Here is a 24,694-nt window from a genome sequence, read left to right on the forward strand (position 1 = left end):
CAAGTACGACAGAGCCAAGTACGACAGAGTCAAGTACGACAGAGCCAAGTACGACAGAACCAAGCACAACAGATAAGCAAATAATTATTGCATCTCAAGAGTCGTCTAATGGTCCTGATAAGCAATTGCCTAAAACTAATGAAAATAAGAAGAGCTCTGTTATACTCACAATTATTGGTCTGTTGGCAGTAGTCACTAGTGGATATGTACTTATCAAGCGTAGAAACAAATCATAAGAAACATTAAAGCGATACTTCATCACAGCCTAATTTTTTTCTTTATGCTATCGTTATATTAAAGAAATCAATGAGAAGGGAAAGAAAGTGATGAAAAAAGTTTTATTAGTGGTAAACCCCAGTTCAGGCGGTGAACAAGCAAAGGAATTTGAGCAATTAGCGATAGCAAAATTGGAGTCGGTGTTTGATGAAGTGGTCGTCTTGCATACAAAAAAAGCAGGAGATGCAAAAAACTTTACTCGCGAGGCGGCTGTGGAAGGGTATCATAGTGTATTTGTCATGGGCGGAGACGGAACAGTTAACGAAGGAATCAGTGGAATCGCTGAACAAGAACATCGGCCAAATTTCGGCTTTTTCCCATTAGGCACGGTGAATGACTTGGCTCGAGCATTAGGGATACCGCTAGAACCTGAGGAAGCGATTAATCATTTTTCGATTGAATCAGTCAAACCATTGGATATTGGAAAAATAAATGATGACTATTTTATGAATGTCGTTGCAATTGGCTCTATTCCTGAAGCAATCAATGATGTAGATGCGGAGAAGAAGACGAAATTCGGAAAACTAGCTTATTTCATGTCAGGAATCAAACAGTTAGCTTCCACACAATCCTACTCGTTTCACGTAGAAGTTGATGGAAAGAAGGAAGAGATTGAGAGTAGTACTCTACTGATAGGACTAACTAACTCAGTTGGCGGATTTGAGACATTGCTTCCAAATGCAAAAGTGGATGATGGTAAGCTCCATTTAGTTTATTTAAAAGATTCTTCTTTGATCGATACGCTTAAAACATTGCCAGACCTATTAAAAGGAGTAGGTGAATCAACGAAAAATCTAGCCTACCTTACTTGTGAGCAATTAGTTGTGTCATTAGCTGATGAGGAAGAATTGACGACGAATGTTGATGGTGATGAAGGGGACAAATTACCTGTAAATATCAAAGTATTGCCCTCACATTTACAAGTTTATTGTTAAAATGGTGATTGTGACCGAGGAATTGGCGGGAGAACACCGCTTGTTTGGAATAAGGGACTGTGACAAGACTTTGGTCACAGCCTTTTTTTTGTACAAAAAAGAAATTTTCATCTAATAGAAAAATTTTTCCATAAAAATACATATTTTAAATATGAAAGTACAATTGGAAATAGATTAAAACGATAAAATAAAATTGTCAAAACGTCAGAGAGGATGGTGGAGAATGAATCAATATGTAAAAAAGCTGATTGCGTCGATTTTGTTTGTCTTCCCTCTCTTGATGGTGACATCCGTTTTTGCCGATGTAGAGAAAACAAACGAATCAACGCAATCAGAGAATCAAAGTTTTGACAAGACTACTTTTTCAGAAGAATCGATTACTTCTGAAACTACAGAATCCCAAAGTGAGGTTTCTACTAATAAAAGGCAAGAAGAAAATAAGAAAAGTGAGTCCTCAAAAGTAGCTGAACAAACGTCTGATAGCAGTGAAGCGGTACTGGCAAGAGCTGTTTCAGCGGATGGGTACAGCGAAGCTGCCACAACAGAAGAATTGGTGCAGCTTCTCGCAGACGAATCAGTAACTAAAATCCGACTGACTAAGCCTTTGACTTTAGACAGGGAATTAGAAATCAAACGAGATATCGTTATTGATTTTGGTGGGTTCGCTCACAATTTCGGCACACACCATATTTATATCAATGAGATACCTCAGTCGATCGATTTCCAGAATTTTAAAGGAACAGCTGCACATCCAGGTGGATTAACACCAAATATCGATGGAAATGCCATTATCATTGCTTATATGACCGATTTTTGGGGGAGCAGATATCATTTTACGGGAGAAATAAAATTTACCGGGACACTTGATTTGTATGATGGGTCCAAATTAGGACTGATTTACGCTCCTCGTGCAACTGTCACATTAGATGGTGTTTCTGGTGTGTTGGATGTCCAACCAGTGAAGGAAGGACTGAATGCTGCTCCGGGTAAAGCCTATTTTTGTAGAAGCTATCAATTGAATGTGATCAATGGTAGTCAACTTTATGGACCATATCTAGGGAAATTCTACGGTTTTCTAGATTCAGGAGATGAGACTGGTAGTGGAAAAACAGCACCAGGAATCCATATCTTAAGCGGTTCAAAGGTCTTTCTTGATTATGATCGGGCAGATGGCGTCAGCGATGAAGGAGAGGCAGTCGATACGCTACCTGGTAATGTCATGTTTGAAGTCAGTGGTTCGGGAAGCGAATTTTCGGTAAATACAAAGATCAATATTACCAATGACAACAATCGCGGAATCATCCAAATGAGAGGTTCAGGATCGAAAGTCGCTGTATCGAATGGTGGAAAAATCACCATCAATACAGCAACTACTGGCGGATTTCGCCTGCAAGGAGATTCTAGTCAAATCCATGTATCAAGTGGTGGTCAAATCTTGGTCAAAATGGCTGGAGATGGCGACCAACCCGGGAACAATGGGATGCGTTTTGTAGGAAAAGGCCTTTCTTTGATCGTAGAAGGAGCCGGATCAGTTATCGACATCGATAAGCAAAGTGGGCGTTCCAGCGCAGTTCGTTTTGAGAACGGTACACAAAAGCTTACAGTAACCAATGGAGGCTCATTGAGGGTAAGAAATGCAGGGGATGGCAAATCTTACGTGAACAGACTCAATCAAGGAAACCAAGCGATCCAATTTTATGACGCTTCTGGTTTTCTAGAAAGTCCAGGTTCAGCTGATTTTACAGTCACTGGAGAAAAATCAAATATCGATATACGCGCAGATTCCGGAGCAACCGTAGATACAACTGGAGATATTGATTTAAATTTTACGGCAGGTGAAAAAACTTATTTAGTCATGGTCGGGAAAACAGGGGAAGATAAGACCGGCATCATCAGTGGGGATGTGTTGAATGTGGATTTAGAATCTCCTACCTATTTTGATTTCCAAAACAAACGGATTGGAAGCGAGATCAATGGCATAGGCGGCTGGGTATTCCAAGGAAATGGAGATTCTTCTTTGAAGATTGCCCATTCAGAAATCGCTTTATGGCGAAAAACAGGCGCAACATTCGATAACTTTGAAAAAGACCCGGATTATTTTTCTGATATGACAGACTTATCGATCAATGGGACCGACTTAGGTAATTTCGTATCAAGCACTAGTGCAGGTTTAACAAATGAATTTGCTCAGACAGGTGCCGGAATGAAAAATTATAATCGAATCAGTGCCAATAATCAGCTCCCGATAATTGAATCCTTAAGAGTGCCAACGAATGCAGATAAAAAAATCTATGGGCATGTCGTTGTTCCCGAAGGTGTCGAGGCAAAGCCAAGAGATGCTTGGACAGGCGAAGTAGAAGTGACTTTACGTATTACTTATGCAGATACGACGAAAACACCTGTAGAAATTACTGCTCTCACGCAAGGACAAACAGATGAAAACGAAGGGGCAGGATATAACCCATGGGGAGAAGGCGAACAAGGCGGCTTGTTCGAAGTTCAAGTACCCAACGATGAGAGATTAAAAACGGGGGATCAAGTGCAAGTTATTGCTGCTAAAAAAGTAAGAGGCGGCCAAGAAGTGACAGAACTGGACTCTGCCAAAACGACAGTCGATGTCATTCCTCCTGAGCCTGCTAAATTAAGTACCACATTGATCAATGCAGCTTCTCGCTCAATCACAGGTACAGGCGAAGCAGGATCCTTGGTTTCATTAAAAAAAAATCAAGCTGTTTTATCAGAAACCACTATTGATGATACAGGGAAATTTGTTCTTTCTATCCCAGAAAATCAGCTTTTTGCAGGAGACGTATTAGAAATCGTATTAAACGACCAAACAGGAGAAGCTGCTGCTAAGGGTGTGCAGAACAAGCCAAGTACCAACGATGAAATCGGGAATCACAATCCAAGTGATACGCCAGTTGTTTATCATGATGCTTCGCCTTTTGCGCCTGCTGCGAAGATCGTAGTAGAAGGTGGCCTCTCATTTCTTGCCCCTTCCAAACTCGATTTTGGACAGATCAAAGCAACTGGTTTGACGCAAGAAGCATTTGGCCAAATGGATGAGCAGGAAAAATTATGGATTTATGACCAACGAGAAACAAAAAGTCCATGGATCTTAACAATAAAACTATCTCAGCCCTTTACAAACGATTCAGGATTTTCTATGCAGGATGTCCTTTATTTCAAGAAAGGCGAGGAGTATCAATTAGTGAATGAAGAAGAACTGGAAATTGTCGAAGGACAAAATTCTACGAATGCGCAAGCAGATTATTCAGAATATTTAAATAACGGTCGGGCGTTTAAACTTGTCTTAACCAAAGAAAATCAGATAGCTGGTGATTACTCAGCAGAGATGACATGGACATTAGCAGATGCGCCGACAGAATAAAGATCAAGGAGGATGATTGATGAATCTAATATGGAATAAAAGTCATCGAAACAACTGCTCTTTACTTCTAATCCTTCTCCTTGGATTCATCCTTTGGCAGACACCTGTCCATGCCTCCGAATTCAATTTTGCGGTAGATTTCGAATTACCAGCTAATCAGATCGATAAGAACAAAACATATATAAATGTAAGGATGGAGCCTGGAAAAACACAGGAAATCCCCTACACGGTCTTTAACCGAACAGATAAACCAGTAATAGTTGAGACATTGATCCATTCTGCTACGACGAATTCAAACGGTGTGATCGAATATGGAGAATCAAAAAGTAAATTAGATGAAACATTAAGTTATGATATGAAAAACTTAGCAAAAACAGTGGGAGAAATAACTGTTCCTCCTCAAAGTGCGGTCACTGAGACACTTTCACTGAAAGCGCCAGAAAAAGAGCTGGCTGGTGTGGTCGCAGGAGGGATCACGTTTCAAGAAAAAAAAGAGAACGTTTCTAACAAAAGTACAGTTGGTGTCGTCAATCAGTTTTCTCAAGTGAAAGCGATCTTGATTCGAAATAGCGAAAAAGAGTCTTCCCCAGATTTGAAATTAAAAAAAGCCTATGCGGATCAAAGCGATGGAAGAAATGTGATTAAGGTGAATCTTCAAAATCCAAATGCTTCTTATATGTTCGGCTTGACTACATCGGTTGAAATCTACAAAAAATAATCAAAAGAACCTTACCTTTCAATAAAAAAAGAAAAAATAGATGTAGCACCCAATACAAATTTTGATTTACTTGTCCCATTAGAAGGAAAAAAATTAGTTCCGGGACATTATCAAGCGGTTGTGAAGGGTACTTGGAAAGAAAAACGCTGGAATCTTCATACTGATTTTGAAATAACTGATGATGCAGCGGACCAATTGAATGAAAAAGATATTGATTTAAAAAATCAGCCAGAACGATTTGACTGGCAATGGCTGATACTTGTTGGAGCCATTCTTATTGGCTTATTTGCTGGATTATTTATTTTAAAAGAAAGAAGGAAAAAGAAATGAAAAAAACAATTGCATTAAGTACCGTTCTAGCTGGAAGTCTATTATTATGTACACAAAGTGTTTTTGCTGAGAATAAGAGCTCAGCCACTACAGAAGGAACGATTTCCGTAACAAAACCAGATGCCGCAAATCCTGAAGACGTCGTTCCGGTTCCTCCCGTTGATCCAAATGATCCCGATACGCCGTTTACACCTGACGAACCAAATCAGGGAACATCCGGATTACTGACGATTGACCAAGCGCCAGATCTTGATTTCGGAACAATCAAGTTAGGCACAGCAAAAACAGTATATGCTGCATTACAAAGTGGAACGGACAGTACTGGGGCACCAACACAAGTACAGAATTTCGTACAAGTAACGGATAAAAGCGGAAATTATGCCGGTTGGAAACTATCAGTCAAACGAACAGAATTTATTGGTACAACATCTGATACGAATAAACTAACTGGTTCAAAGGTAAAATTCAAAAATGCTGTGATTCGAAATAGCGTAACTAATAGCAGTGGAACGCCATCTACCATTTCTGGAACTGGCGCTGAAGGAATCGAGATCCCAGCAGATCAGGCAGTAGATCTAGTAACTGCAGGGGCAAATGAAGGGATTGGCACATGGATTTATTCACTAGGGGAAAATGCGGAACAAGGGAGACAATCAGTGGAATTATTTGTTCCTGTATCCAATTATGCCGTAGACAACTACGTTTCAACATTTACATGGTCGTTAACAGATGCGCCTACAGAAGAGGAAGCGTAAAATCATATCAACGATTTCAGGGAGTGGGCCTTTAGTTGGCTCCACTCCCTGAAATCTGTTCTGCTTACTTCGCAGCTCTCATTCATCAGCTCGAAGCAGTTTGCTGGAAATCATGGAAACGTTCCTTTGTCTTTTCAAAGATTTTCCGACCAACGAGTAAGGAATCACCGTTGAAAAATTCTAACACATAATGAGCAGAATCGATTTTCTGCAATTGTGATAAGTTGATACAGTAGGATTTTAAAAGTAAAAAGTAAGTGTATTTTTCTAATTCTATCTTCAACTGTTTTAATGAAGTACTTACTAGTTTATCTTCTGTCGTTGTTTTGACCATGACTTGATTTTTCAATCCTTTGATACTTTCAATATATAAAATTTCCCGAGGATATAGGACGAGACTCCCACCTTTTTGATCAATGAAGATTTTATCGACATTTACGATCTGCTGTTCTTTCCAATTGATCTGTTCTAGCACTTGATGAATTTGTTCAGATAAATTCCTGTCTTTTCTTATATATCCAATCGGAAGGATTTTCCGGTTGATGATATCTACTGCAAAGTTCGTATAGGCGGTGAAAAAAACGATATTGCTATGAGCGTTTTTTTTACGTATTTGTTCGGCGACATCAATACCTGTAAGTGATTGCTTCAAGTCGATGTCGATAAAGAAAACATCGTGATTATCAATAGTGCCCAACTGGATCAACTGATTGATTTGGAAGATGGAAGTGAGCTGCACGATATTCTCGATATGATGATTGACCAATTCTTTGATGATCCATTCGCTGTGAAACTGGTTATCTTCTATGATAAAATACTTTTTCATATGCAGGCTCCTATCAAAAAAATATGTGTACATGATGAAACAAAACAATGGAGGAATAAGATGTTCGCAACAGTGACACTTTATTTGACCTTTACTTTGATTTTAGATTTAGGTATTTATTTATTCTTTTCGAAACAGCTGCTAGTAAAAACCAGCTTTGGTTGTTTAGCTTTGATGGCGCTGATAATTTTTCTTCCTATTCCTAAAGTAAGTTTTCCTTATTTAGTTGGCTTATTATTAATGTTTCTCTTTTATTCTACTACGAAAAAACTATTTATCAGCTGTTTGATCAGTAATCTTTTTTTTGCTATCACTGGGTTAAGCTTTTTTCTGGTTTTTGACTTGGTAAATTATTTAGGAAGAGTACATCTCGGAACAGCAAGTTTTCTTGCACTGCTCGTCGCATTCATTTTCTACCTATTAGTAAAAAGTATAGACAAACGGACGAAATTTCTCAACTTGCTTTTTACTTATCCAACCGAGCATTATTTTGGCTGTATGTGTATTTTATTAAGTTGGGGCGTGATTTTCTTGGTATTGAGAAGTGTTCATTTTCGTTCCTCTGATTATCTGCTTTTGTCTCTTTTATCGATTGTGATCAGCTTTTTTTCGTTGCTTTTTTCTATTATGTTAATCAGCTTTCAAGTAAAAGAAAGACAACATCAGGAATCACTTCAACTGTATCAAATAAACGAAGAATATTACCATCATCTAGAAGAATTCAAACATGATTATAAGAGTTTGTTGTTTTCATTAAAAAGTACGATTCAGGAAAACAAAAAAGAAACATTTAAATTTTTAGAAATCTTAGAAAACCATTCTGCAGCTATTTTGGAAGAACCGCAAAAACAACAGCTGACAAAGATTTTATCGCCAGTTGTTAGGGGCGTCTTTTTAGAGTTTCTAGAAAAAGCAGAATCGGAGAAAATCCCGATCCAAGTAGTTATTCCTGTCGAAGTAAAAACCATCCCGATTGATTTGGTTGTTTTTATTCGCTGTTTATCTATTTTTATTTCTAACGCATTCGATCATCGTGTAGCCGATCAGAGTCCGATTACGATCAATCTGCTGGAAGAAAAAGAGGGATTACGTTTTAGTATAGCGAACAAGGCAAATCCGACGAATTTGACGCTAGCGGAAATGGTCCAAAGAGGAAAAAACTCTAAAAAAAATGGCGGATTAGGTCTATACAGTGCGAAAAAAAATGTTGGATGCTTACGAAAATGCAGAACTAAAAATCGATTTTTCAAAGCAGAATCACTGTTTCTTTGTAGAAATGTATCTGGCGGCCAGACACAGTGAATCAGTCTGCTGACTTAACATCACAAAGAATAGCTTGAACAAAGATTAAATATAAAGGGAGTTCAACAACACAGTTTATTAAAAAAGTAAGCATAAACAAACAGAAGCGTGATGACCGTTGTCACCCTTCTGTTTGTTTTACTATTTAGTAAAACAAAGTAGTTGACACTTCCGCTAATTAGTATTACTATATTCATATACTTCGTGATACTAAGTAGATAGGGATAAAAGAGGGAAAACAATGGAAAAGATGATTACTGTGACAGATTTATACAAGTCTTTCTCAGGAAAAAAAGTAATAGATGGTGTGAGTTTTACAGTTGACGAAGGCAGTATTTTTGCTTTGCTAGGTACAAATGGTGCGGGGAAAACAACGATCGTCAAGATGTTAGCTACTTTGCTTACACCGGATAAAGGACAGATTCGTATTGCTCATTTCGATGTGGCAAAACAAGGAATCCAAGTCCGTGAACGGATTAGTTTGACGGGGCAATTTACTGCAGTAGATGATGTGCTGACTGGTAGAGAAAATTTAGTGCTTATTGGAAAGCTTCGCCACTTGAAAGATCATAAGCAGCGGATTGATGAATTATTACACACGTTTGACTTACATGAAGCAGCTGATCGCCCAGTGCATACGTATTCCGGAGGGATGAGAAGAAAACTTGACTTAGCGATGAGTTTGTTGGGGAATCCGACCGTTTTGTTTTTAGATGAGCCGACAACAGGTCTGGACCCACAAGCAAGAGCTTCTTTATGGGAAACGATCAGGAATTTGAGAAAAGCCGGTGTGACTGTCTTTTTGACGACACAATATTTAGAAGAAGCAGATCAATTGGCGGATCAAATCGCTATTTTGGATCAAGGAAAGATTGCGCTTCAAGGAAGTGTAGCTGAGGTCAAAAAATATTTACCGCAAGGAACGATCGAACTGACTTTTGCAGAAGAAAAAACATTCCAAGCCGCATATCGACTGGTAGGCAGAGAAAAGAACGAAGCATTATTGTCTTTATCGATCCCGACTGACAACGATGTTCAAAAAGTAACAGAGATTCTTACTTTAATTCAGCAAAACAAGATCGGAGTTCTGGAATTTGCACAAAAACAACCAACATTAGATGATGTCTTTTTCTCAATCATCAATCAGACGAAGGAGGAAGAAAAATGAACGTGATCCAAGACACGATGACACTAACAGGAAGAATGATGAAGCATATGACGCGAAGCGCTGATACGATTATTACGGTCGTAGTGATGCCAATCATGATCATGCTGGCGTTTGTTTATATATTAGGAGGAGCAATGACCATACCTGTGGCTAGCTATAAAGGGTTCATTCTCCCAGCCATCTTGCTAATGACAGTCATGAGCGGTGTGGCTTACACAGCTTTTCGTTTAAATAATGATGTGACTACTGGGATTTTTGAACGATTCCACTCTATGCCGATTGCTAAATCTGCTATTTTGAACAGTCATGTTGTCACAAGTATGCTGTTTAATTTATTGTCCGTTGCTCTTGTTTTATTCAGTGGGGTCTTGATTGGGTTTCGACCAAAAGCGGATATTGGCGAGTGGTTATTGGCACTAGGGCTTTTACTACTTGTAACCTTAGCTATGTCATGGATTGCTGTATTCTTTGGGCTCATTGCTAAAAGCAATGAAACAGCTAGCGTCTTCTCTTATTTGCTGATGGGGCTTTTATTTATCAGTTCCGGCTTTGTACCTACAGAAACGCTGCCGCATGCTTTACAAGGGTTTGCTGATTATCAGCCGATAACTCCTATTATCAATGGACTCCGTTCACTCATGACTGCTGGAAAAGTACCTGATGATTTATGGACGGCTTTTGCTTGGAGCATTGGGAGTGTCGTAATTTTTCAATTGTTGTCGGTTTTCGTTTACCGCAAAAAACAAAATTAACAGCTTAAATGATTGACGTGTCAATGATTTCAAAATATGATGAAAGCGAGTATAGCGAAAGTACAGGTGAAAAAATGAACGGAATTACGGAAATGTTAAAAGGGGTCCTAGAAGGGATCATACTGGAAATCATCGATCGTCATGAGACTTATGGATATGAAATTACCAAAAATTTACAGGAATACGGGTTTGAAGATATCGTGGAAGGAACTGTCTATACGATTCTTTTGAGATTGGAAAAGAAAGGATTAGTTACCGTTACGAAGAGAAAATCTTCTGTAGGACCCATGAGAAAATTTTATTCTCTGAACGAAGCTGGAAAGCAGGAATTAGAATTATTTTGGAAACGCTGGTCTTTTATTTCAGGTCAAATCGAAAAACTAAAGGAGTACAAAGAAAATGAGCAATAAAAATTTGGTTGGCTATATCAAAAAAATGATGGAAGACAAAGCAGAATATCGCGAACAAATGGCTCGCCTGAAAAAACTTCCTGCTGACTATCAGATTGTCTACAATGAGATACAAAAATTTCTTTGGGAATTTACCGCAGGGGATGGGATGGATATGTTGTCAGCGATGTATGAGTTGCTTGACTTTTTTGAAGAAGGTGCTTCAAATGGGCTTCCTGTCTTAGAATTGGTTGGAGAAGACGTAGGACAATTTGCAGAAAACACGTTACATGAAATCCAGGCGAAGACAAGAATCAATGAATTGAAAAGAAAAATGAATGAGCGGATCGCTAAAAAAATGGAAAAGTTATAAAGAGGCTGTGACAAGACTTTTGTCACAGTCCTTCATACTGATTTTGAAAGATTATTTATTTTTCTTTTCTTGATTCAGTAACCAGAAAACTAAAAACACAGCAAGTAAAACGATAACAGCACCAAATAAAGGAGCATAAGTGACACCAACCGTTTTAGTCGTTTGTGCGCCAACAAAAGAACCGAATGCAATACCAATGTTGAAAGCAGAGATATTAAATGCAGAAGCAAGCGTAATATCCTTCGGTGTATACGTTTCAGCTAATTGTACAACATATAATTGTAGACCCGGAACATTCATAAAAGAAAATAGCCCTAGAACAAAGGTAGCTGCTGTAGCAAAGAACAAGTTCCCGCTAAGAATCGTTCCAAATAAAAATACTAAAGATAAGGATAACAAGACAAACATGATACCTAAAGCTTTTAATGGATGTCGGTTCGAAAAATGCCCCCCGATTGTGTTACCAATAGCGACCATTACGCCGTAGATAATCAACAAAATAACGACAGCTTCTGATGAATAACCGATTTTGTCTTCAAGAATCGGAGTCAAATAGGTATAAGCAGCAAATGTTCCTCCGTATCCAAGAGCTGTGATCAAAAAAGAGCCCACTAAAAATTTATTTTTAGCTATCCGAAGAATCCCACTTAGATCGACAACTCCTGGTATTGGGAGATCTTTTGGAATGAGCAATAGATTGGCGAGTAGACCGATGGCTCCAACGAAAGCAATAAAAAGAAAAGTCATATGCCAGCTTGTTTGCTGACCGATGAATGTCCCCAAAGGAACACCGGTAACGGTTGCGACCGTTAGCCCTGTAAACATGACAGCAATCGCACTTGCACGTTTGTCAGGAGAGACGACTTCAGCGGCAATGACACTTGATACAGACATAAAAATCCCATGAGCAAGTGCGGATACGATTCTTCCAGCTAGCAATAAAACAAATACCCCAGAAAAAGCAGCCAGCAGATTCCCAATGATGAAAACCACCATGATTGCTGCCATCAACATTTTACGATTCCATTTTCCTGTTAAAATAGTGAGTAAAGGTGCGCCTACTGTCACACCAATCGCTTAAAGAGAAACCGTCAGCCCTGCTTGAGCCAAACTGACATGAAAACTATCAACGATCAAAGGCATAAGCCCTACACTGATAAATTCTGTAGATCCAATAGCAAAGGCATTGATTACCAAAGCCATAAGCGTAAAAACTGGTGAAACTTTTTTATTCAATTTTATTTCCTCCTCAAATTTTTCTGACAAATAGAGAATATAGACCTTCATCCTTCCTTCGTGAAGTACCGACTTTTTTGTATGATAGGCACTTTTTGGTAACAAATGTGAACCTACAAACGTTTAAGCGTTTGAAAAAATTCTTATTTTTTTCAAAATATAGTTCCTTTTTTGGCGAAAGTATAAAAAACGCAGAGGAAGAGACTTTGTTAGTTCATAAAATGAAAGGAGCATGCTATGATACGATGCGTATCTTTTTTAAGGAGAGATAAAAATGGAAAGAATCTATCATATTGGCGTCGAAGCAACATTGGAAGTCATCGGAGGAAAATGGAAACCGATTATTTTATGTCATTTAGGTAATGGTCCCATTCGCCCGGGTGAATTACGGAAAAAAATCCCTACGATCACACAAAAAATGCTGACCCAGCAGTTAAGAGAGTTAGAACAAGATGGCATTGTCCATCGAAAAGTCTATAACCAAGTCCCGCCTAAAGTAGAGTACTCGCTCACCGAAGAAGGAAAATCATTAAGAGAGATTCTAGTAGCGATGTCTGTTTGGGGAGAAGAACATATCGAAAAACAAAAAGCCTCAGGGGAAGAAGTCACATTACTACATACACATGGTGGCTACCTAAATTACTGATTTTTTATGACATTTATTTTAAATAAAAGAAAACAGGAGTTTTTTAAAAAGCATCATCTATTTTTTATGTAAAAAAATGGTATGATTAATCAAGTAAGAAATGATTGGAAGAAGGCAAGCAAATGAATAGTATGGAAAAAGTCAACCAGTTTAGAGATGAACGTAATTGGCGACAGTTTCATAACGAAAAAGATTTGGCTATCTCTATTTCTTTGGAAGCATCTGAATTGTTAGAACTTTTTCAATGGAAAACGCCGGAAGAAGTAAAAGAAACACAATTAGAACGAATCAAAGAAGAACTGGCAGATGTATTGATCTATTCATACATGATGGCAGACAACCTTCAGTTGGATCTAGATGAGATCATTGAAGAAAAATTGATCAAAAATAATTTGAAATATCCTGTAGAAAAAAGCGCAGGGGTACGAAAAAAATACACAGAGTTGTAGAAATGTGTCATTAAGCTGTTGGAAAGAGCACAAGGAAAACAGTAAAATGAGACTGGAGGGAGAGAAAATGAAGAAAAAAGGAAAAGCAAAAAGATGGCTAGTCAATATCCTCTTGTTCCTCTTGTTATTAGTAGGACTAGCTTTGATTTTCAATGAACAGATCAAAGACTATCTTGTCAGATTAACAGGAGACAGATATGCTATAGCGAATTTAACGAAAGAAGATTTGAAAAGGAATAACGATAAAGATGTCAGTTTTGACTTTGACGCAGTAGAACCAATGACAACAGAAGGAGTGATGAGGTCACAAATGAGCGGAACAGATCTGCCAGTGATTGCTAGTATCGCAGTACCTTCTGTTTCGATCAATTTACCGATTTTCAAAGGTTTGGATAATACTTCACTGCTTTACGGTGCAGGAACGTTATCTCCAGATCAAGAGATGGGAAAGGGAAACTATGCTTTAGCAAGCCATCGTGCAACAAATCCTGAATTGCTGTTTACACCGTTGGAAAATTTGGAAATGGGTGCCAAGATCTATTTGACGGATTTAGAAAATGTGTATACATATAAAACATTTTTTAAAGAAAAAGTTGCTCCTACAGATACACAATTATTGAACGAGGTCGAGGGAAAAGAAATCGTCACGCTGATCACGTGTGGCGACATGGATGCCGTCACACGACTAGTTGTACAAGGAGAACTGGAAAGTGTCACACCGATGAAGGATGCGACAGATGACATGAGAACTGCTTTCAATCTAGAGACAAAAACATTTTAGGATACTGGGACATAAGTCATTACAGATCAAAAACAACCAAAGGATATGAATCGATGAGGAAAACCCGATTTGCTGAAAAAAGAGGAACGCAAAGAGGTGCATCTCTGATTTGGTTGTTTTCTGGATAGACTTGTGTTCCAGTTTCTTTATTTTTTATATGAAAAGGCTTGCATAAATAAAAATTCGATGGTATGATGATTTTGAATAAGAAATGGATTGTTACTGTACGGCAGGCAAAACCAGAATTCAGCTAAGAAACAGTAGGCGAATTCTAGGTTTTTTTATTTTTCTTGAGAGGGCGAAGCAAAATGAAAATTGATAAAATTTTGAATAACAACGTCGTCATTTCGAAAAATGGATTCGGGGAAGAAGTCGTTTGTATGGGAAAAGGCCTAGCTTTTCAAAAAAAGATTGGGGACGAGATTTCGCCAGAAGCGGTCCAAAAAGAATTTGTTTTAAGAGATTCTTTTGTTAAAAACCAATTCCAACAGCTGATGGCTGATATTCCGGCAGAGGAGATCGAATGGGTCAAACAAGTAGTCGAACTGGCTGAAGATACACTAAAAGTTGAATTTTCGCCTAATATTTATCTGACATTGACCGATCATCTTCATTATGCGATCACACGGGCAAAAGAAAATATCCAACTGCCTAATCCATTATTATTTGAAACAAAAAAATTTTATCCGAAAGAATATCAAGCAGCGAAAGAGGCTCTTTTGTTCGTGAAACAAAAGACTGGTGTGGAACTTTCTGAGGATGAAGCCGGTTTTATTGCCTTTCATTTTGTGAATAGCCAACAAGGAAACGAAGACATGCAAGTGACGATGACCGCTACCACAATGGTAAGAGATATACTGAGTATCATCAGTAAATTCTTCGGCATCATGTTCGATGAAGAATCTTTGAATTATCAGCGTATCATTACTCATCTGCAGTTTTTTGCCCAGCGTTATCTCAAAGGGGAAGGATCTGACGAACAAGATGAATTTCTCTACGCATTAGTTCAAGGAAAGTATCCAAAAGCGTTTCATTGTGTCGAACGGATCAATGAGTATCTTCGACAAACGCAAAAACAGGAAATGGGAATCGCAGAGCAGATTTATTTAACGATTCATATTCAAAGAGTAGTAAGTGAGAAAAAAAGTATCCAATCATAAGGATTGTTACTGTATGGCAGGCAAAACCTGGATTGAAAAAATAGGTTCACGAATGTTTGTGACTGTTTTTTTCAATCTGGGTTTTTATTTTTTAAATAAAAAAAGAAAGAAGGAAAAAACAATGGATAATCAAGCAGTTGGTCGTCGTGTATGGGAAGCGGTAGGAGGACAAAAGAATGTCAAAAGTTTAGTACATTGTGCTACGCGTTTGCGGTTCAGATTAAAAGATGAATCCTTAGCAGATACGCAAAAGTTAAAAGAAGACCCAGACGTGATCCAAGTCGTCCAAAGTGGCGGTCAGTATCAAGTAGTGATTGGCAGTAATGTAGCAGATGTTTATCAATCGATCGTGGATGAGGAAGGTCTTGCAGTTTCGGAGGATGGAAAAGAAGAGTCCAAAAATATTTTGAATCGTCTAATTGATATCATTTCTAGTATATTTACACCTTTTCTAGGGGCGATGGCAGCCGCCGGGGTATTGAAAGGATTCTTGTCATTGGCAACGGTGATGGGCTGGCTGACAGCTGATAGCGGTACTTATCAAATATTGTTTGCTGCAGCAGATGGTGTCTTTACCTTCTTACCTGTCATGCTTGCTTTTACAGCAGCTAAAAAGTTCAAAGCCAACCAGTTTTTAGCAGTAGCAATTGCTATGGCACTTGTGTACCCAGCTATCACAGCAGTTGCTGGTGCGGGAGAAGCTATCAGTTTCTTTGGGATCCCAGTGATTCTTTCGCCGTCTGGTTATACTTCTTCTGTCATACCAATCATTCTAGCAGTATGGGTGCAAAGTAAATTAGAGCCATTCGTAAAAAAAGTGATTCCGCAATTTCTGCAAATGATTTTAGTTCCGCTTGTCGTTTTAGTAGTGATGGTTCCGTTGACATTTCTTGCTTTAGGACCAATCGGGACGGTGGCCGGTAATGCTTTAGGTGGTCTCTTCAACTCGATTTATGTATTTAGTCCAATCGTAGCAGGTCTGATCATGGGAAGTTTATGGCAAGTATTCGTGATGTTCGGCATGCATTGGGGATTCGTACCGATCATGTTTTTGAATATCGAGCAATATGGGTTTGATGTATTGATGCCAATGCTTCTTCCAGCCATCTTGGCACAAGGTGGCGCTGCTTTAGCTGTATCGTTACGAACAAAAGATACAAAGCTTCGAGCATTAGGGATTTCTTCTACAGTGACTTCGTTATTTGGGATCACTGAACCAACTGTGTATGGTGTGACGTTACCGTTGAAGAAACCATTTATTGCAGCGTGTGTTTCTGGAGGGATCGGAGGGGCTATTATCGGATTTTCTGGAGTAAAAGCTTTCTCCAGCAGTTTGGTCAGCTTATTAACGATTCCAACCTTCATTAGTACGGTAGATGGTGTAGAGTCAAATGTGACAGTAGCCGTAATAGCTACAGGAATCGCTTTTGTTCTAGCATTTGTAGGTACGCTGATTTTAGGATTTGACGAACAAACACAAGACAATCAATTAGAAAACAAACATGCGAATGTAGGAGAACCGATTACTTCAGCACGGCATACCTTAAAGAGTCCTTTAACGGGTAAAGTACTGCCACTAAGTGAAGTGCCAGACAAAGTTTTTTCTTCTGGCGTGATGGGAAAAGGAATCGCTATTGATCCAGAAGTAGGGGAACTTGTTGCCCCGGCAGATGGAGAGATCACGACTATTTTTCCAACTGGACATGCTGTAGGGATCACAACGACTGACGGAGCGGAGATTTTGATTCATATCGGGATGGATACGGTAGAATTAAATGGGAATGGTTATGAAATCTTAGTCAAACAAGGGGACCTCGTCAAAGCAGGAGATTTATTGATCCGTTTTGACATCGAAGCAATCAAAGCAGCCGGCTATAGTGTGATCACACCGGTTGTCATTACAAATACCGATGCATTTGCCGATATACTTGAATTAGACCAAAAAGAGATTATTGCAAATGAAGATGTTCTAGCAATTGTAAAATAAGGAGGAAATCAGGATGCAATCACGTTTTTCAGAAAAATTTTTATGGGGTGGCGCAACTGCTGCCAATCAATTAGAAGGAGCTTATGATCGAGACGGAAAAGGGTTATCCGTTGCAGATGCTATGCCTGGAGGTAAGCAGCGTTTTGCAATCATCGGTCGTAAAGAATTTGACTGGACGATCGATCAAGAAACATATAATTACCCGAATCATCGCGGAATCGATCATTACGATCGTTTCAAAGAAGATCTTGCTTTATTTGCGGAAATGGGGTTCAAATGTTATCGTTTTTCGATTGCCTGGACACGGATTTTTCCAAACGGAGACGAAAGCACGCCGAATGAAGCGGGATTAGAATTTTACGATCAGCTGATTGATGAGTGCTTAAAATACGATATTGAACCTGTGATCACGATTTCTCATTACGAGATGCCTCTTCATTTAGCAAAAGAATATGGTGGCTGGAAAAATCGAAAACTGATCGACTTCTATGAACGATTTGCTCAGACAGTATTAAAGAGATACAACAGTAAAGTCAAATATTGGATGACTTTCAATGAAATCAACTCGGCCTTTCATTTTCCAGCTTTAAGTCAAGGATTAGTAAAAAGCAACGGAGCAGGAGAGTACCAAAATATTTTCCAAGCATGGCATAATCAGTTCGTAGCAAGTAGCAAAGCTGTAAAAATCGGCCACGAATTGCGTTCGGATATCCAAATCGGTTGCATGATTATTTATGCAACGACTTATAGCATCGATGCCAATCCAGTCAATCAGGTAGCAACCATGATCCAAAATCAAGAATTCAATTTTTTCTGCACGGATGTTCAAGTACGCGGAGAATACCCTGCGTACACAGCCCGTACCTATAAAAAATATGGAGTCGATTCGGAAAAATTAGAGCAAACAGAAGAAGACTTCCAGTTGCTAAAAGAATATCCAGTTGACTACATCGGATTTAGTTACTATATGTCTACGGCAATCAATGAGACTGACCCGCAAGTCGCAACTTCAGAAGGAAACTTGCTAGGAGGCGTAAAAAATCCGTTTCTTGAGGCGAGTGAATGGGGCTGGCAGATCGATCCAGAAGGGTTGAGAATCGCATTGAATGAATTATACAATCGTTACCAGAAACCATTATTCATTGTTGAAAACGGTCTTGGTGCTATTGATCATGTGGAAGAGGATGGCTCGATCATTGATGATTATCGGATCGATTACCTAGGTCGTCATATCGAAGCAATGTCCCAAGCAGTTGCAGATGGTGTAGATTTGATGGGCTATACCCCCTGGGGATGTATCGATCTAGTCAGTGCATCGACAGGAGAAATGAGTAAACGTTACGGCTTTATCTATGTGGATCTAGACGATGAAGGAAACGGGACATTGAACCGATCGAAGAAAAAATCTTTTGATTGGTATAAAGAAGTAATTGCCTCAAATGGCGAAAATCTATAATTAAAACAGTGGAATGAAAAAGAACACACTTCTCGCATGTGATTTGTGTTCTTTTTTTATTTTTTATGTGCTATTCTTTTAGTAATAGTAAAGCAAAGGGTGACGTTATGAAAAGGACACGTGTACTATACTTGGAAGTCGCAGATAAAATCAAAGAAGATATTTTCTCAGGAAAGTATCCAGTCGGTTCGATGCTGCCGACAGAAAGTGAATTAGAAGAACTGTTTCAAGTCAGCAAAATCACTGTCCGAAAGGCAATCGAGCTGCTGGCATCAGATGAATATGTCGAAAAGAAAAGTGGTCGTGGGACGACGGTTCTAAGCAATCGTCCTTACAATCGATTATCCAAAGCGGCAAGTTTTACGCAGATCTTGAAGAACTCCCAATATGAAGTTCAGAAAGAAACGCTAGATTTGCAATTGGTCCATATAAAGAAGGAAGATCCTTTGTTTTCCTTTTTCGGTGAGCAAGCTGTTTGTTTTAAGCGCTTATATTATTTGAACAATCAGCCTTATATTTATTTTGTCCACTATCTTCCACAAGAAATGATGCAATTCAGCAGAGAAGAATTTGACAAAGAATCTTTGTATCGTCTGCTGACAAAAAAAGGGTATACCATTGACTCATTTTCTGATGATTTCTCTGCAGTATTTTTAACAGAAGAAGAACAAGAAATTCTGAAAACAGACACACAGATTGGCATCAAACGGATACGGCAATCGTCTACGCAAATGGGGAAAATGATTGAATATTCAGAAGCAATCTATCATACGGAGCTGCATCCTTACCATATTGATTACGAAACATAAATAAAAAAGAAGTTGTGAAATCAGCGGTTTGACCTGAGTATTAGAGAAAAAAACGAAAAAACAGCTTCTCATGTTTTTGAATTGGTCGGACTTATTACCGTAGATACAAGGCTGACTCTAGATGACCATATATTCTGAATAAAGGGGTGTGACACGACTTTTGTTGCACCTCCTTTTCTTTGTAAAACCAAAAGAACAAAGGAGGGATGCATCTTTTGAAAAGCGTTTACAAATTATAGTAAAGTATGTTATTATTCAATTGTAAACATTATAATGTTATAAAAGGAGAAGGAAAATGGATAAATTTATAGGAATTATCGAACAAAAAATCATGCCCGTGGCCAATCGTATCGGTACTCAGCGACATATGACTGCCATCAGAAAAGGAATCATTGCCACTATGCCATTGACGATCGTAGGCTCATTTTTTACGATTTTACTGAATATCCCGATTGAATCAGTTGCGGCAGTCATTGAACCTTACCGTGAGATATTAGATATTCCTTTTCGCTATACAGTTGGTATCCTTGCTCTTTATGCGACATTCGGGATTGCTTCTTCTTTAGCGAAAAGCTATCGGCTTGATTCACTGACGGCAGGTATCTTGGCATTAATGTCTTTTCTGATCGTGGCAGCTCCTCCTACACGCATCTTAGAAGATGTAGGAGAAATCACAGCCGGACGTTACATCAACATCGCTAATCTAGGATCGGGCTCATTATTTGGGGCGATCGTGACGGCAATTATTTCAGTAGAGATCTACCGGTTTTTTATCGAGAAAAAAATAACTATCCGAATGCCAGATGGTGTGCCGCCAGAAGTAACAAACTCTTTCGTTGCATTGATACCAGGAGCAGTCATCTTGATTTTCTTTTGGATCATCCGCCATATGCTTGGATTCGATTTAAATGGATTTTTGAGTCAACTACTTATGCCTTTGAAAGGTGTATTAGCGGGTAACAGCTTGTTTGGCGGTCTCTTGACTGTCTTTCTAATTTGTTTCTTCTGGGTATTAGGAATCCATGGTCCGGCAATCATGGGTCCAGTTATTCGTCCGTTTTGGGATATTTCGATTGCTGAAAATATCGATGCATTTAATGCAGGGACAAGTGCTCACGCCATGCCAAATATTTTTACTGAACAATTTCTACAATGGTTCGTTTGGATCGGCGGAGCAGGAACCACTCTTGCGTTGGTTGTCTTATTCATGTTTTCTAAATCCAAGTATTTAAAAAGCTTAGGACGTTTGTCCATTTTACCGGGTTTGTTCAATATCAATGAACCGATGATCTTCGGTGCACCAGTAGTGATGAACCCAGTTTTGGGGATTCCATTTATTCTTGCCCCTCTTGTGACGACCACTCTTTCTTATGTTCTCACTGTCAGCGGTGTCGTGCCAATGATGGTTGCGCGTCTGCCGTTTGCGATGCCTGCGCCGATTGCTGCTTGGATGAGCACGAACTGGAGCGTTGCAGCAGGATTATTGGTTATTGGTAATTTCTTGATTACTTTGGCTATTTATTATCCATTCTTCAAAGTATTTGAAAAACAGCAATTGGCTAGAGAAGCAGAGGAGCAAGCGAAAGAGCAAGCAGATCTCACTCTGACAGATGGTGTCACCGAAGAACGACTATAATTGAAAAGAAAGAAGAGAACAAACCATGAAACGTTCATTAGGCATTTCCCTTTACCCAGACCACAGTGATCCTCAAAAAGATCGTGAGTATATCGAAACAGCCCATCAGTATGGATTCAGCAGAATTTTTATGAGTATGCTTGAGGTCACGGAAGATCCGGAAGTCGTTCAGAAAAAATTTCAGCAATTAATCTTTTTTGCAAAAGAGAGGGGATTTGAAACGATAGTAGATGTTTCGCCGGCTATCTTTGAACAATTGAATATTTCTTATGATGATTTAGGTTTTTTCCATAGATTAGGCGCAGATGGCATTCGTTTGGACTTAGGATTTGATGGGCGAAAAGAAGCACTTTTGACTTTTAATCCTTATCACTTGGCCATCGAGTTGAATATGAGTAATGATGTGGCTTATCTAGAAAATATCTTGACGCATCAGGCAAATACATCTTTTCTATATGGCTGTCATAATTTTTACCCGCAAGAAGGAACGGCTTTGCCGTATCATTTTTTCCAATCAAGTAGTGAACGATTCAAAAAAAACGGTATTCGAACGGCAGCCTTCATTACTTCACAATCAGGTACAATCGGGCCGTGGGATATCAATGATGGACTGCCTACTTTAGAAATGCATCGCCATCTTTCTGTCGAAACAGCGGCCAAGCATTTGTTTGCCACAAACCTAATTGATGATATAATTATTGGAAACGCATACGCAAGTGAAGAAGAATTGAAGTCATTAGGGCATTTGGATCGTTACCAGACTGTTTTTAGAATTGAATTTGTTGCAAATGTAAATGAGGTGGAACGGCAAATCGTATTGGAAGAGCAACATGTTCGTCGAGGGGACATCACAGACCAAGTGATCCGATCAACGGAAGTTCGAAAAAAATACCAAAAAGACGAAAACAAAGTACATGATACTGAGTTTGAATTTGTCGTAGGAGATGTTGTCGTTGGGAATGACCGCTTTGGCAAATATAAAAACGAACTTCAGATCGTATTGGAGCCACACAGTGATCCGCGAAAGAATAAAGTAGGACATATTACTCCAGAAGAATTGATCTTGCTACCGTTCATTCATCCATGGTCTAAATTCAAATTTATAGAAAAGTAGGAATGATTATGTATGATTTAGTCATTAAAAATGCAAGAGAGCTTAACGGGAAGATCTTCGATATCGGGATAGAAAAAGGAAAGATCTGCGAAATCGCCCCTCTCATCACACAAAAAGCTCGTCAGGAAATCAGCTTGACCCCTCAGCAATATTTGTCGGCTGGTTGGATCGACGATCATGTTCATTGTTTTGAGGAAATGACTTTGTATTATGATTATCCAGATCAGATCGGTGTGAATAAAGGTGTGACAACAGTCATAGATGCAGGGACAACTGGGGCAGAAAACATTGCTGATTTTTATGAACATGCCAAACAGGCAAAAACAAATGTCTATGCGCTTTTGAATATCTCAAAATGGGGAATCGTTGCACAAGATGAACTAGCAGATCTAAACAAGATTCAAGTTGATATGGTAAAGCAAAAAATCAAGGAACTGCCAGATTTCATTATTGGAATCAAAGCACGGATGAGCAAGAGCGTAGTTGGTCAAAACGGCATCACTCCACTAGAACTGGCAAAAAGGATACAAAAAGAAAACCATCAGCTTCCTTTGATGGTCCATATCGGTTCTGCTCCGCCGGAATTGCCGGATATCCTCTCTTTACTGGAATCAGGAGATATCATGACTCATTGTTTCAATGGGAAAACAAACGGCATCTTGGATCAAGAAACGAAAACAATCAAACAAATAGCTGTAGAAGCAAAAAATCGAGGAATCATCTTCGATATCGGACACGGGACGGATAGTTTTAATTTCCAAGTTGCGGAAACTGCCTATCACCAAGGGATAAAAGCAGATACGATCAGTACAGATATCTATATTCGTAATCGCAAAAACGGTCCAGTCTATGACTTAGCTACAACGATGGAAAAATTGAAGCTTGTCGGATATACGTGGGAAGAAATCATCGAAAAGGTGACGGAAGTTCCTGCACAGAATTTCCATTTGAAAACAAAGGGACAAGTCAAAGAAGGCTTTGACGCTGATTTTACTGTTTTTGAATTGATCAATCAACCCAAGGAACTAATCGATTCCAATGGAGAGAAAAGACAGTCAAATCAGCAAATCAAACCAGTACAAACAATCATCGGAGGAAAAAGTTATGCATGCGAATCATGAGAAATTTCAGCTGAAGAAAGTCATTAATGCTTCAGGAAGAATGACGATTCTAGGCGTCTCGACCCTTTCAGAGACAGTTCTTGACGCGCAACGTTTTGGCGGTCAGCATTTTTTTGAGATGGAAGAATTAAGCATTCAAACAGGAAAATATTTAGCCGATTTGCTAGAAGTTGAAGATGTCCAGATCGTTTCATCCGCCTCTGCAGGAATTGCTCAATCGGTAGCTGCTGTTATAGGCAAAGGAGAACTGTATCCCCTTTATCACCCTTATGCAGAATCCATCAAAAAACGACAAATCATTTTGCCGAAAGGACACAATGTAGATTACGGAACGGCTGTGGAAATCATGGTACAGCAAGGAGGCGGTCAGGTAGTCGAAGCAGGTTACGCCAATATGTGTACGCCTGAACAAATCGAAATGATGATCACAGAAGAAACAGCAGGGATTCTCTATATAAAAAGTCATCACACGGTACAAAAAAGTATGCTTGACGTGTCAGAGGCAGCACAGATTGCCAAAAAGAACCAGATTCCGTTGATCGTTGATGCCGCGGCAGAAGAAGATCTGAAAAAATATGTGCAAATGGGCGCTGATTTGGTTATTTATTCAGGGGCAAAAGCAATCGAAGGACCAAGTGCCGGAATGGTCATTGGGAAAAAAACGTATGTTTCATGGGTCCGGATGCAATCAAAAGGAATTGGACGTTCCATGAAAATCGGAAAGGAAAATATCCTTGGTTTTGTCCAAGCAGTGGAAGACTATTTGAACAAAGGCAGTGAGTCTGGCCCTGCAATGAAAGAAAGATTACAGCCATTCATCGAACAACTTAATCAAATCAATCATTTAGAAGCTAAGATCGTTCAAGATAGCGCAGGTCGAGCAATCTATCGAGCAAGTGTGAAAGTTTCAGGAAATCAATCAGCTAAACAAGTGATTAAAGCATTGAAAGAAAAAAATCCTGCCATCTATACAAGAGAATACCAGGCAAACAACGGCATCATCGAATTCGATATCCGTTCTGTCAGTCAACAGGAGATGGCAAAAATCATCGATCGTTTAAAAGAAATCTTGAAGAACTAGGAG

At 39.1% G+C, this 24,694-nt stretch carries 20 protein-coding genes and 4 pseudogenes; 22 read left to right on the forward strand and 2 right to left on the reverse strand.

From position 1 onward, the window contains the following. The 6 genes and pseudogenes from A5849_RS04360 to A5849_RS04385 all read left to right on the forward strand — a co-directional run. On the forward strand, nucleotides 1–236 hold a 236-nt coding region (locus A5849_RS04360; protein WP_143353368.1), incomplete at its 5' end, for an LPXTG cell wall anchor domain-containing protein. A gap of 90 nt (nucleotides 237–326) precedes the next feature. Next, nucleotides 327–1,211 (forward strand): diacylglycerol kinase family protein, encoded by an 885-nt coding sequence (locus A5849_RS04365; RefSeq protein ID WP_025476875.1) that lies wholly within the window; start codon nucleotides 327–329, stop codon nucleotides 1,209–1,211. A 223-nt stretch (nucleotides 1,212–1,434) separates the two neighbouring features. Continuing rightward, a complete protein-coding gene (locus A5849_RS04375; protein WP_086309975.1) occupies nucleotides 1,435–4,602 on the forward strand; it encodes an Ig-like domain-containing protein in 3,168 nt (1,055 codons plus the stop codon). A gap of 19 nt (nucleotides 4,603–4,621) precedes the next feature. Then, nucleotides 4,622–5,164: pseudogene (locus A5849_RS15300) on the forward strand (DUF916 domain-containing protein); the annotation flags it as partial. A gap of 9 nt (nucleotides 5,165–5,173) precedes the next feature. After that, nucleotides 5,174–5,650, forward strand: a pseudogene (locus A5849_RS15305) (DUF3324 domain-containing protein); the annotation flags it as partial. Next, nucleotides 5,647–6,405 carry a WxL domain-containing protein gene (locus tag A5849_RS04385; RefSeq protein WP_002312101.1) on the forward strand — a complete coding sequence of 253 codons (759 nt, stop codon included), beginning with the start codon at nucleotides 5,647–5,649 and terminating at the stop codon, nucleotides 6,403–6,405. The pseudogene A5849_RS15305 and the gene A5849_RS04385, both read left to right, overlap by 4 nt. Before the next feature lie 85 nt (nucleotides 6,406–6,490). Here A5849_RS04385 and A5849_RS04390 read toward each other — a convergent pair whose 3' ends face one another. Beyond that, complete coding sequence (locus A5849_RS04390) at nucleotides 6,491–7,231, reverse strand: LytTR family DNA-binding domain-containing protein (RefSeq protein WP_086309976.1); 741 nt, start codon at nucleotides 7,229–7,231, stop codon at nucleotides 6,491–6,493. A 60-nt stretch (nucleotides 7,232–7,291) separates the two neighbouring features. On the opposite strand from A5849_RS04390, the pseudogene A5849_RS04395 reads away from it, so the two are divergent. The 5 genes and pseudogenes from A5849_RS04395 (at nucleotide 7,292) to A5849_RS04415 (ending at nucleotide 11,215) form a co-directional block, all read left to right on the forward strand. Next, nucleotides 7,292–8,546, forward strand: a pseudogene (locus A5849_RS04395) (GHKL domain-containing protein). Between the two features lie 228 nt (nucleotides 8,547–8,774). Then, entirely contained in the window at nucleotides 8,775–9,701 is a 927-nt protein-coding gene (locus A5849_RS04400) for an ATP-binding cassette domain-containing protein (protein ID WP_086309977.1), read from the forward strand. Next, nucleotides 9,698–10,453: an ABC transporter permease gene (locus A5849_RS04405; RefSeq protein ID WP_002345334.1), complete on the forward strand. Its 756-nt coding sequence runs from the start codon at nucleotides 9,698–9,700 to the stop codon at nucleotides 10,451–10,453. Before A5849_RS04400 ends, A5849_RS04405 begins: the two co-directional genes overlap by 4 nt. 74 nt (nucleotides 10,454–10,527) lie before the next feature. After that, on the forward strand, nucleotides 10,528–10,863 hold the full coding sequence (locus A5849_RS04410; protein ID WP_002308273.1) for a PadR family transcriptional regulator: 336 nt from the start codon (nucleotides 10,528–10,530) through the stop codon (nucleotides 10,861–10,863). Continuing rightward, nucleotides 10,853–11,215, forward strand: coding sequence for a DUF1048 domain-containing protein (locus tag A5849_RS04415; protein ID WP_002339072.1), 363 nt, complete (start codon nucleotides 10,853–10,855; stop codon nucleotides 11,213–11,215). The genes A5849_RS04410 and A5849_RS04415 overlap by 11 nt, the downstream gene beginning before the upstream one ends. Before the next feature lie 51 nt (nucleotides 11,216–11,266). On the opposite strand, the pseudogene A5849_RS04420 reads toward A5849_RS04415, so the two are convergent. Further along, nucleotides 11,267–12,451 (reverse strand): annotated as a pseudogene (locus A5849_RS04420) (MFS transporter). Nucleotides 12,452–12,725: 274 nt separating this feature from the next. Here A5849_RS04420 and A5849_RS04430 point away from each other — a divergent pair. The 11 genes from A5849_RS04430 (at nucleotide 12,726) to A5849_RS04480 (ending at nucleotide 24,691) form a co-directional block, all read left to right on the forward strand. Then, nucleotides 12,726–13,097 carry a helix-turn-helix domain-containing protein gene (locus A5849_RS04430; protein WP_002345331.1) on the forward strand — a complete coding sequence of 124 codons (372 nt, stop codon included), beginning with the start codon at nucleotides 12,726–12,728 and terminating at the stop codon, nucleotides 13,095–13,097. Between the two features lie 122 nt (nucleotides 13,098–13,219). Further along, nucleotides 13,220–13,546: a nucleotide pyrophosphohydrolase gene (locus A5849_RS04435; protein ID WP_002291148.1), complete on the forward strand. Its 327-nt coding sequence runs from the start codon at nucleotides 13,220–13,222 to the stop codon at nucleotides 13,544–13,546. Between the two features lie 67 nt (nucleotides 13,547–13,613). Next, nucleotides 13,614–14,327, forward strand: coding sequence for a class A sortase (locus tag A5849_RS04440; protein WP_002345330.1), 714 nt, complete (start codon nucleotides 13,614–13,616; stop codon nucleotides 14,325–14,327). 308 nt (nucleotides 14,328–14,635) lie between these two features. Further along, nucleotides 14,636–15,487 (forward strand): BglG family transcription antiterminator LicT, encoded by an 852-nt coding sequence (gene licT / locus A5849_RS04445; RefSeq protein WP_002345329.1) that lies wholly within the window; start codon nucleotides 14,636–14,638, stop codon nucleotides 15,485–15,487. Between the two features lie 121 nt (nucleotides 15,488–15,608). Further along, nucleotides 15,609–17,474 carry a beta-glucoside-specific PTS transporter subunit IIABC gene (locus A5849_RS04450; RefSeq protein ID WP_002345328.1) on the forward strand — a complete coding sequence of 622 codons (1,866 nt, stop codon included), beginning with the start codon at nucleotides 15,609–15,611 and terminating at the stop codon, nucleotides 17,472–17,474. Nucleotides 17,475–17,487: 13 nt separating this feature from the next. Beyond that, the gene (locus tag A5849_RS04455; RefSeq protein WP_002308287.1) at nucleotides 17,488–18,930 is read left to right on the forward strand and encodes a 6-phospho-beta-glucosidase; all 1,443 of its coding nucleotides are present in this window, start codon (nucleotides 17,488–17,490) and stop codon (nucleotides 18,928–18,930) included. Nucleotides 18,931–19,037: 107 nt separating this feature from the next. After that, nucleotides 19,038–19,739: a GntR family transcriptional regulator gene (locus A5849_RS04460; protein WP_002308289.1), complete on the forward strand. Its 702-nt coding sequence runs from the start codon at nucleotides 19,038–19,040 to the stop codon at nucleotides 19,737–19,739. A 295-nt stretch (nucleotides 19,740–20,034) separates the two neighbouring features. After that, on the forward strand, nucleotides 20,035–21,375 hold the full coding sequence (locus tag A5849_RS04465) for a PTS sugar transporter subunit IIC (protein ID WP_002308290.1): 1,341 nt from the start codon (nucleotides 20,035–20,037) through the stop codon (nucleotides 21,373–21,375). A 25-nt stretch (nucleotides 21,376–21,400) separates the two neighbouring features. Beyond that, nucleotides 21,401–22,489 carry a DUF871 domain-containing protein gene (locus tag A5849_RS04470; RefSeq protein ID WP_002312111.1) on the forward strand — a complete coding sequence of 363 codons (1,089 nt, stop codon included), beginning with the start codon at nucleotides 21,401–21,403 and terminating at the stop codon, nucleotides 22,487–22,489. Between the two features lie 8 nt (nucleotides 22,490–22,497). Further along, entirely contained in the window at nucleotides 22,498–23,610 is a 1,113-nt protein-coding gene (locus tag A5849_RS04475) for an amidohydrolase/deacetylase family metallohydrolase (RefSeq protein ID WP_002346122.1), read from the forward strand. Then, entirely contained in the window at nucleotides 23,594–24,691 is a 1,098-nt protein-coding gene (locus tag A5849_RS04480; RefSeq protein ID WP_002308296.1) for a DgaE family pyridoxal phosphate-dependent ammonia lyase, read from the forward strand. The genes A5849_RS04475 and A5849_RS04480 overlap by 17 nt, the downstream gene beginning before the upstream one ends. The last annotated feature ends 3 nt before the right edge of the window (nucleotides 24,692–24,694 follow it).

Source organism: Enterococcus sp. 10F3_DIV0382, from assembly GCF_002140245.1.
GTDB lineage: Bacteria > Bacillota > Bacilli > Lactobacillales > Enterococcaceae > Enterococcus_B > Enterococcus_B lactis.